A 9616-nucleotide genomic window follows, 5' to 3' on the forward strand; every position below is an offset into this window, starting at 1 on the left:
ACCGCATTTTAAAACTGATTCGACATCTCATTTTGACTCACTCCTACTACAAGATTTTGACAACAAGGTATGTCCCTTTATGAATTATGCATTGGAACTGGAAAAGTTAACCAAAACTTACGCCGGTGGTGTGCAGGCTTTGCGTGGTATCGATCTGCGCGTCGAAGCCGGTGATTTCTATGCACTGCTCGGGCCAAACGGCGCGGGGAAATCCACGACCATTGGCATCATCAGCTCGCTGGTCAACAAAACGGCGGGCAAGGTGCAGGTGTTTGGGTATGACATTGATAAAGACATCGTCAACGCCAAACGTCAGCTCGGTCTGGTGCCGCAGGAATTTAACTTCAACCCGTTTGAAACGGTGATGCAGGTCGTGGTTAATCAGGCGGGATATTACGGCGTACCGCGTCCGCTGGCGCTGCAACGCGCAGAGAAATACCTGACGCAGCTCGACCTGTGGGGCAAACGCAACGAGCGTTCACGTATGCTCTCCGGCGGGATGAAGCGTCGTCTGATGATCGCCCGTGCGCTGATGCATGAGCCAAAACTGCTGATCCTCGACGAACCGACGGCCGGTGTGGATATCGAACTGCGCCGCTCCATGTGGGGCTTCCTCAAAGAGCTGAACGCGCAGGGCACGACCATCATTCTGACCACGCACTATCTGGAAGAAGCCGAAATGCTGTGCCGTAACATCGGCATCATTCAGGGCGGCCAGCTGGTGGAAAACACCAGCATGAAAGAGCTGCTGTCGAAGCTGAAATCCGAAACCTTCATTCTGGATTTAGGGGTGAAAAGTCCACTGCCGGTGCTTGAAGGTTACCGCAGCCAGCTGACAGACACCTCGACGCTGGAAGTGGAAGTGATGCGTGAGCAGGGGCTGAACTCCCTGTTCAGCCAGCTGAGCAAGCAGGGCGTGCAGGTATTGAGTATGCGTAACAAAGCGAACCGTCTGGAAGAGCTGTTTGTCACGCTGGTGAACGGCAGCGAGGAAAAGAAATAATGTCGCAACTGTATTGGGTGGCTCTGAAAAGTATCTGGCTGAAAGAGATTAACCGGTTTGGGCGTATCTGGATCCAGACGCTGGTTCCGCCGGTGATCACCATGACGCTGTATTTTATCATCTTTGGTAATCTGATCGGCTCGCAGATCGGCAGTATGCATGGCTTCACTTACATGCAATTTATCGTACCGGGTCTGATCATGATGGCGGTGATCACCAACTCCTACGCTAATGTGGCGTCGTCATTTTTCAGCGCCAAGTTCCAGCGCAACATTGAAGAGCTGCTGGTCGCCCCCGTGCCAACGCACGTCGTGATCGCCGGTTATGTCGGCGGTGGCGTGGCGCGCGGGATCTGCGTGGGGATTTTGGTCACCGCGATTTCGCTGTTCTTTGTGCCGCTGGTGATCCATTCCTGGTGGGTTATCGCGCTGACGCTGCTGCTGACCGCGATCCTGTTCTCGCTGGGCGGCTTGCTGAATGCGGTTTTTGCGACCACGTTCGATGACATCAGCCTGATCCCGACTTTTGTGCTGACTCCGCTGACCTATCTGGGCGGCGTGTTCTATTCACTGTCGCTGCTGCCGCCGATCTGGCAGGCCGTCTCCAAGCTGAACCCGATCGTGTATATGATCAGTGGCTTCCGCTACGGTTTTCTGGGGATTTCCGATGTGCCGCTGGTGTTTACCATGAGCGTGCTGGTGGCGTTTATCGCAGTGTTTTATCTGCTGGCGTGGTATTTGATTGAACGCGGGCGCGGTTTAAGAAGTTGATTTTTGCTCCTGCCCCTTTGCAGGGGCAGGAATTTAATTACGCCACCTGAACCGGCACGGCTTTCGCGGTGCGTTTCAGCTGGTTTTCGCCCTCAAAATAGGCCACTTTCGGCTGGTGCTGACGGGCGTCTGCATCGGACATCTGCACATAAGAGCAGATGATGAGCAAATCGCCGACGCAGGCACAGCGTGCTGCCGCACCATTGACCGAAATAATACGCGAACCGCGTTCAGCGGCGATGGCGTAAGTTGAGAAACGCTGACCGTTATCAACGTTATAAATATCAATCGCTTCGTATTCCAGAATGCCTGACGCGTCGAGAAAATCCTGATCGATGGCGCAGGAACCTTCATAGTGCAAATCTGCCTGAGTCACGTGAACCCGGTGCAGTTTGCCTTGCAGCATAGTGCGAATCATTGCTTCTACCTTACTGACGTAAAAAGTCTGAGAACCTGCCGGGCCGGATAATAAAAATCTGAATCCCGGCCGGCCAACATCTTTGCCCATTTGACCCGCGCTGTCTACTGCGTCAGATCAACCTGTTGATTATCAATCAGACGCGCTTTGCCGAGCCACGCAGCCATCAGGATCACCGCCGACGTGCTGTCTACCGACAAGTTCTGCAAGGTTTTGGCGTCACGGACAAACAGCTCATCCGGGATAAAGCCCGCCTCGCGCAACTGTTGCGCGGTTTCCTGCAACATCTCATCGATGTGGCGTTCGCCCTGGCTGAGACGATCTGCCAGCGCGTTCATGATTTTATAAAGCTGCGGCGCCGTTTTGCGCTCGTCGCTGGTCAGGTAACCGTTGCGTGAGCTCAGCGCCAAACCGTCTTTTGCGCGCACAGTCGGCACGCCGACAATCTCGATATCGTAACCCATGTCTTCCACCATGGTGCGCAGCAGCGCCAGTTGCTGGAAGTCTTTCTGGCCAAAACAGGCCACCTGCGGCTGTACCAGATTAAAAAGCTTGCTGACGATGGTCGAGACGCCGCGAAAATGCCCCGGACGGCTCGCGCCTTCCAAAATGGTGGAAATCACCGGCACATCGACCTGCGTCTGCGTGTTCAGGCCCTTCGGATACACTTCTGCTGGCGACGGTGCGAAGACCAGATCGACGCCGCGCTTATTCAGCTTCTCGCAGTCTTCCTGCAAGGTGCGCGGATAACGCTCAAGATCGTCCGGGCGTTCAAACTGCATCGGGTTGACGAAAATACTGACCACCACGACGTCGCCGCGCGCTTTGGCTTCATCTACCAGCGTCATGTGCCCTTCGTGCAGGTTGCCCATGGTCGGCACCAGCGCGATACGTTTATTGCTCTGGCGGAAATAACGAATTTCGCGACGCAGCAGCGCCACGCTGTCGATTATCAACACGGATATTGTCCCCGATTATTTGAAAGAGTGTTCTTCGCCCGGATACACGCCTTGCGCGACCTGATCGACGTAAAGACGCACTGCACCGCGAATGTCACCGGCTTCGCTGAGGAAATCTTTGGCGAATTTTGGTGTATGGCCGCCGGTGATACCAAAGGCGTCGTGCATCACCAGAATCTGGCCGTCAGTGACATTACCGGCACCAATGCCGATCACCGGGATAGTCAGCTCTTCGGTGACCCGGCGCGCCAGTTCGACCGGCACACATTCCAGCACCAGTAACTGTGCACCGGCTTCTTCCAGCATCAGCGCATCTTTGATCAGCTGATTGGCCGCCACTTCATCGCGTCCCTGAACTTTGTATCCGCCGAAAATGTTCACCGACTGCGGCGTCAGCCCCAGATGGCCGCACACCGGCACGGCGCGTTCGGTCAGCATTCTCACCGTATCGCACAACCAGTTGCCGCCTTCCAGTTTGACCATGTTGCCGCCGGCGCGCATCAGAACAGCAGCGCTCTCGAAGGCCTGCTCTGGCGTGGCGTAACTCATGAACGGCAGGTCAGCCAGCAACAGCGCGTGAGGCGCACCCCGGCGCACGCAGCGGGTGTGGTAGGCGATCTCTTCCACCGTCACTGGCAGCGTGGAATCCTGACCCTGAACGACCATGCCCAGAGAATCACCAATCAGCATGACGTTTATACCCTGTTCTGCAAACAGCTGCGCAAAACTGGCGTCATAAGCGGTAATGGTCGCAAATTTATGTTTTTCCTGCTTCCATTGGCGAAGCTGGCTCAGCGTGGTTGGTTTCATGAACACTTTCCTTTGAATAATTCATCGGATGAATATGATGGCAGTATTCTACTGTAAGCGCCTACAGGCAGACAGCAAAGATCTGCGATCGCCGTCTTAAGAAGTCGCTAAGATGCTTCGCCTATAATGGATAAAAACGGAGGGAACCATGCGAATTCTGTTAGTTGAAGACGACAAAATGATTGGCGACGGCATTAAGGCCGGGCTGACGAAACTGGGCTTTACGATTGACTGGTTTACCGACGGGCTGACCGGCAAAGCGGCGCTCGACAGCGCGCCGTATGACGCGGTAATCCTCGATTTAAGCCTGCCAGGTATGGACGGTATGCAGCTGCTGCGCGAATGGCGACAGGCCGGGCGCGATACGCCGGTGCTGATCCTCACCGCGCGCGATGCGCTGGAGCAGCGCGTCGGCGGGTTGCAGGCCGGTGCCGACGACTATCTCTGCAAGCCGTTTGCGCTGGTTGAAGTGGCGGCGCGTTTGCAGGCGCTTAACCGCCGCCGTCACGGCGTGATCACGCCAAAAGTCACCCACGGCGGGATCGAATTCGATCCTGCGCCCGCAGCGTGATGCTTAACGGCGAATCTGTCACGCTGACGCCACGCGAAGTCGCGGTGCTCGAGCTGTTCCTCAACAACAAGGGCCGCGTACTGGCCCGCACGCTGATTCAGGAAAAACTCTACAGCTGGGATGAAGACGTTAGCAGTAACGCGGTCGAAGTGCATATCCATCATCTGCGCAGCAAACTCGGCAAAGGGTTTATCCGCACCGTGCACGGCGTCGGTTATACGCTGGGCGACGCGCAGACAGGAGAACCGGCGTGAAAGAGCTGAAAAACCTCAGTCTGCGCGTGCGGCTGATCCTGATTTTTTCCCTGCTGGCGCTGCTGACCTGGCTGATTGCCAGCGGCGTGGCGTGGCATCAGACCCGAAAACACATCAACGAAGTGTTCGACACCCAGCAGATGCTGTTCGCCAAACGGCTCGCCGCCACCGGTCTGGGCGAGCGTCTGAATGAGCAGAAAAGTACCGAACTGCCGGATACCAAAAAGTGGGTGCATAAAGGTTCGCGTGGCCATACCGACGACGATGCCCTCACGTTCGCCATTTTCAACCGGCAGGGCGATATGTTGCTCAACGACGGCGAGAAGGGCAGGCATATCCGCTTCGATCACGATACCCAGGGCTTTAAAGATGTGGAACTGAAAGGCGATGACGATCTCTGGCGCATGGTCTGGCTGACGTCGCCGGACGATCAATATCGCGTGGCCGTAGGGCAGGAATACGATTACCGCAATGACATGGCGTGGGGACTGGTCAGCGGCCAGCTGACGCCGTGGCTTGCCTCTTTGCCGGTGCTGTTGCTGGCGCTGATTGTGATGGTGACGCTGGAACTGCGCCCGCTGCGCCGCGTGGCCGAAAGTCTGCGGCAACGTTCGCCGGAAGACGCCACGCCTATTGATACTCACAAACTGCCCGGCGAGGTGCTGCCGCTGGCGGATGCGCTGAATTCTTTGTTCACGCGAACCGGCGAAATGTTGATCCGCGAGCGACGTTTTACGTCCGACGCGGCGCATGAGTTGCGCAGCCCGCTGGCCGCGCTGCGGGTGCAGACTGAAGTGGTACAGCTTTCCGGTGACGACGCCCAAATGCGCGAACATGCGCTGGAAAATCTGACCACCAGTATCGATCGCGCCACGCGTCTGGTTGATCAACTGCTGACGCTGTCACGGCTGGAAAGCTTTGCCGAACCGGAAACGCTTGAAATCATCGACTGGCCGACGCTGGTGGCGCAAAGTCTGGCAGAACAGGATTATCGCGCGCACAGCAAAGGTATCGAACTGTGCTTTGAACATCAGGGGACGCCGCCGGAACTGCGCGGGCAGTCGCTGTTGTTATCGCTGATGGTGCGCAATTTACTTGATAACGCCATCCGCTATTCCGCGAGCGGAACGCACATTACAGTGACGCTGGACGAGCAGGGATTAACCGTGTCCGATCAGGGGCCGGGTATCACGGATGAACATCTGGCGAGGCTGGGCGAGCGCTTTTACCGGCCACCGGGGCAGGAGCAAACTGGCAGTGGGCTGGGGATTTCGATAGTACAGAGGATCGCGCAGTTACATCAGCTTAACGTCGTTTACAGGAACAGGGCAGAGGGCGGGTTGGATGTGCGGGTAAGTCGCTGAGCGACTTACCATTTCGTCAGGCCATTCAGGGGAACGCGGGCGAGCAGGCTTTGCAACGTTTCGCCATCCGGGAACACCAGATCGGGTGCCAGATCGGCCAGCGGATAAAGCATAAATTCCCGGTTTTTCATGTCGTAATGCGGGACTGTCAGACGTTCGGTGTTGATCACCTGATCGCCATAAATCAGCATATCAAGATCTAACGTCCTTGGCCCCCAGCGCTCAGCTTTACGCACGCGCCCCTGATTCTGCTCAATCGCCTGGGTGGCGTCGAGCAACTGTTCAGGGGGAAGCAGGGTATCTAACGCCACGACGGCGTTCAGATAGTCCGGCTGATCCTGTGGCCCCAGCGGTTTACTGCGGTAAAACGGGGACGCGGCCACAAAACGGGTGCGCGGCACATGGGCCAGCGCCTCGAGTGCGAGATTTACCTGCTCAAGCGGACGGGCAAGATTGCTGCCCAGAGCGAGGTAAACGCGGATCATTGACCGCTTTCCTTACGCGGAGCCCGTTTGCGCGGGCGACGGGTGCGGGCACGGCGCGCAGGCACCGCATCTTCACCTAAGGTGCCGAGCATGGTCTTTTGGGAAGCAGGCGTCGCTTCCTGGAACTCGCTCCACCATTCGGTCAGGCTTTGCAGTTCGCGATGCTGTTCGACTTCGGCACGCAGTGCCAGTAAATCAAACGCCGCGCGGAACTTAGGATGTTCCATCAGCTTGTGCGCGCGTTTACCCTGACGGCGTGACAGACGCAGCTGCAACGCCCAGATATCACGCACCAGCGTGGTGATACGTTTAGGAATGGCCAGCGTACGGCACTGTTCGTCGAGCACGTCGTTCATCGCCAAAGAGAAAGCGTCGTAATATGTCAGACCACCTTCCTGCGCCAGCTTCTGCGCATGCTCAATCACCGGATACCACAGCATCGCCGCGAACAGGAACGCCGGATTGACGCGCTGATCGTTTTGCAAACGGTGATCGGTGTTTTTCAGCACCTGCAACAGGATGTGTTCCATCGGGCTGTCACCGGCCTCAGTAAACTGGCGGGCAATCAGCGGGAACAACGGCTGGAACAGCTGGTATTCGCACAGTTTCTGATACGTCGCGTAACCGTAACCGGCCTGCAACAGTTTCAGGGATTCTTCGAACAGACGCGCTGGCGGGATTTCCTGCAACAGCGTCGCCAGACGAGGGATCGGCTCGGCGGTTTCCGGGCTGATTTTCATGTCCAGCTTGGCTGCGAAACGCACGGCGCGCAGCATACGCACCGGATCTTCGCGGTAGCGGGTTTCCGGGTCACCTATCAGGCGGATAATGCCGTTTTGCAGATCACGCAGACCGCCGGTGTAATCGCGTACGGTAAAGTCGGCTACCCCGTAATAGAGGCTGTTGATGGTGAAGTCACGGCGCTGGGCGTCGTCTTCAATGCTGCCGAAAATGTTATCGCGCAGCAGCATGCCGTTCTGGGCCTGCTGAGACACGTTTTTATCGTCGGTTTCTTCGTACTGCTCGTGATGTCCGCGGAAGGTGGCGACTTCGATGATTTCCGGGCCAAACATGACGTGCGCCAGACGGAAGCGGCGACCGACCAGACGGCAGTTGCGGAACAGTTTACGTACCTGATCCGGCGTAGCGTTGGTGGTGATATCGAAATCTTTCGGCTTTTTGTCCAGCAGTAAATCGCGGACACCGCCGCCGACCAGGAAGGCTTCGAAGCCAGATTTGTTCAGGCGATATAAAACTTTCAGCGCATTTTCGCTGATATCACGACGGGAAATGTTGTGCTCGTCACGCGGAACAATGGTGATCGCACGGGTTTCACCGGCATAGTCAAATGACGGGCGGGGTTTCTGTACGTGTTCGACAGGGGCGCGTTGTTCACTGCGCTCACCGCGTTGATCGTTGCGTTCGCCGCGAGGCTGATAAGGCGTGGAGCGGCGATTGTTATTGTTACGGCGCTCACCCCGGTTCGCATTGTCTTCCCGACGGCCGCGGTTTTCACGGCGTTGATCGTTGTCACGACGTTCAGGATTTTTTGCCTTCACATTGCCTTCAGCCACGGGTGAAGGATCACGACGTGGGGTCTCTTCGCGATTCACTTCTCCATGAAGGGCGGCGTCGTCATGAACAGCCTTTTCTTCACGAATGACTTTATCTTCACGAACTAGCACCTTACGGCAAAAATTGGCTACTCGGGTAAAAATGGTACACCTCGATAGTGACTGAAAAATGGCGTGACGCAAAAACAGCGGCTAATCATAGCTCACGACAAGCTCTTTGAGAATGCCGATGTGCTTTTAAGCGTTCTCACGCGGGATATCTGCTGGCGTCCAATGCGTTACCGCCCAGCGTAATAATAAAGGCAAAGTGTAATCCTGCCAGTTTTCTGGCGGCGTTTGCCCTAAAAAATTCAGTGCGTTAATGATTACCGGACGTGGATCGCCTTCCGGCAACGCGGGGGCGTGATTCTGTTTAGAAAGCTTATCGCCGTTTTCATTTACCGCCAGCGGCAAATGCAGATAGCCTGGCTGCGGATAGCCCAGATGCTGATACAACGAGATCTGGCGCACCGTCGGCTCGATCAAATCCGCACCACGCACGATGTGATTCACGCCCTGAAAATGGTCATCGACCACCACCGCCAGATTATAGGCAAACAGCCCGTCGCGGCGGCGGATAATGAAATCTTCTTCGGCGAGTGCGGTATTGGCCTGCAAATGCCCCTGAAAATCATCGTCGAAACCGTATACCGGTAAGGTCTGGTGCAGACGAATGGCGGCATTTTCAGCGCCGAGACCGAGCGTGCGGCAGTGGCCGTCATAGACGCCGCCGGTTTGCGCGATCCGCTGACGGGTGCAGGTACAGTAATAACTTTTGTGCTGCTGATACAGACAGTCCAGCGCGGCGCGGTAAGCGTCGTGGCGCTGAGATTGCCAGAGTACGTCGCCATCCCACTCCAGCCCGTAGCGTTCCAGCGTCGCCAATATCCGGTCAGCAGATCCCGGAATTTCGCGCGGCGGATCGATATCGTCGATACGCACCAGCCATTGGCCATGCTGCGAACGGGCATGCAGATAACTGCCGAGTGCGGCAATCAGCGAACCAAAGTGGAGGTCACCGGAAGGTGAAGGGGCGAAGCGGCCAATGTAGGGTGTCTGCGGCATAAGAATGGGGAACGGCGTTATAAAGGGAACGCGGTGCATGGCGCACCGCGTGGAACCCGGGACTTAACCAGCCATCTGCTTTTCGCGGATTTCTGCCAGAGTTTTACAGTCAATACACAAATCAGCAGTCGGACGTGCTTCAAGACGGCGGATGCCAATCTCAACGCCACAGGAATCGCAGTAACCGAAATCCTCGTCTTCCACTTTTTTCAGTGTTTTTTCAATCTTTTTGATGAGCTTGCGTTCGCGATCGCGGTTGCGCAGTTCAAGGCTGAATTCTTCTTCCTGAGCGGCACGGTCGACC

10 protein-coding genes and 1 pseudogene are annotated in these 9616 nt (G+C 56.3%); 4 read left to right on the top strand and 7 right to left on the bottom strand.

Annotation, left to right across the window (positions count from 1 at the left end; genetic code table 11):
* The first annotated feature begins 79 nt into the window (after window positions 1–79).
* Complete coding sequence (locus TU92_RS11840) at window positions 80–1003, top strand: ABC transporter ATP-binding protein (RefSeq protein ID WP_112167426.1); 924 nt, start codon at window positions 80–82, stop codon at window positions 1001–1003.
* Complete coding sequence (locus TU92_RS11845) at window positions 1003–1773, top strand: ABC transporter permease (protein ID WP_112167427.1); 771 nt, start codon at window positions 1003–1005, stop codon at window positions 1771–1773. The genes TU92_RS11840 and TU92_RS11845 overlap by 1 nt, the downstream gene beginning before the upstream one ends.
* 37 nt (window positions 1774–1810) lie before the next feature.
* On the opposite strand, the gene panD is transcribed toward TU92_RS11845, so the two are convergent.
* The 3 genes from panD to panB all read right to left on the bottom strand — a co-directional run bounded on the left by panD (window position 1811) and on the right by panB (window position 3960).
* Complete coding sequence (gene panD / locus TU92_RS11850) at window positions 1811–2191, bottom strand: aspartate 1-decarboxylase (RefSeq protein ID WP_112167433.1); 381 nt, start codon at window positions 2189–2191, stop codon at window positions 1811–1813.
* Between the two features lie 104 nt (window positions 2192–2295).
* The gene (panC, locus tag TU92_RS11855) at window positions 2296–3150 is read right to left on the bottom strand and encodes a pantoate--beta-alanine ligase (protein WP_112167428.1); all 855 of its coding nucleotides are present in this window, start codon (window positions 3148–3150) and stop codon (window positions 2296–2298) included.
* Window positions 3151–3165: 15 nt separating this feature from the next.
* Complete coding sequence (panB, locus tag TU92_RS11860; RefSeq protein ID WP_112167429.1) at window positions 3166–3960, bottom strand: 3-methyl-2-oxobutanoate hydroxymethyltransferase; 795 nt, start codon at window positions 3958–3960, stop codon at window positions 3166–3168.
* A 148-nt stretch (window positions 3961–4108) separates the two neighbouring features.
* On the opposite strand from panB, the pseudogene qseB reads away from it, so the two are divergent.
* Window positions 4109–4785, top strand: a pseudogene (gene qseB, locus TU92_RS11865) (quorum sensing response regulator transcription factor QseB).
* 5 nt (window positions 4786–4790) lie between these two features.
* Window positions 4791–6149: a quorum sensing histidine kinase QseC gene (qseC, locus tag TU92_RS11870; RefSeq protein ID WP_112167434.1), complete on the top strand. Its 1359-nt coding sequence runs from the start codon at window positions 4791–4793 to the stop codon at window positions 6147–6149.
* A gap of 5 nt (window positions 6150–6154) precedes the next feature.
* Here the strand turns inward: qseC and folK are convergent, their stop codons facing one another.
* From folK to dksA, 4 genes are all read right to left on the bottom strand, one after another.
* Window positions 6155–6634: a 2-amino-4-hydroxy-6-hydroxymethyldihydropteridine diphosphokinase gene (folK, locus tag TU92_RS11875; protein WP_112167430.1), complete on the bottom strand. Its 480-nt coding sequence runs from the start codon at window positions 6632–6634 to the stop codon at window positions 6155–6157.
* Entirely contained in the window at window positions 6631–7956 is a 1326-nt protein-coding gene (pcnB, locus tag TU92_RS11880) for a polynucleotide adenylyltransferase PcnB (RefSeq protein WP_208640451.1), read from the bottom strand. Before pcnB ends, folK begins: the two co-directional genes overlap by 4 nt.
* Before the next feature lie 489 nt (window positions 7957–8445).
* Window positions 8446–9312 (bottom strand): tRNA glutamyl-Q(34) synthetase GluQRS, encoded by an 867-nt coding sequence (gene gluQRS, locus TU92_RS11885; RefSeq protein WP_112167431.1) that lies wholly within the window; start codon window positions 9310–9312, stop codon window positions 8446–8448.
* Window positions 9313–9375: 63 nt separating this feature from the next.
* Window positions 9376–9616, bottom strand: a 241-nt coding sequence (gene dksA / locus TU92_RS11890; RefSeq protein ID WP_112167432.1) for an RNA polymerase-binding protein DksA, incomplete at its 5' end; no start/stop codon positions are given.

The organism is Rahnella inusitata (assembly GCF_003263515.1).
GTDB classification, from domain to species: Bacteria; Pseudomonadota; Gammaproteobacteria; order Enterobacterales; family Enterobacteriaceae; genus Rahnella; species Rahnella inusitata.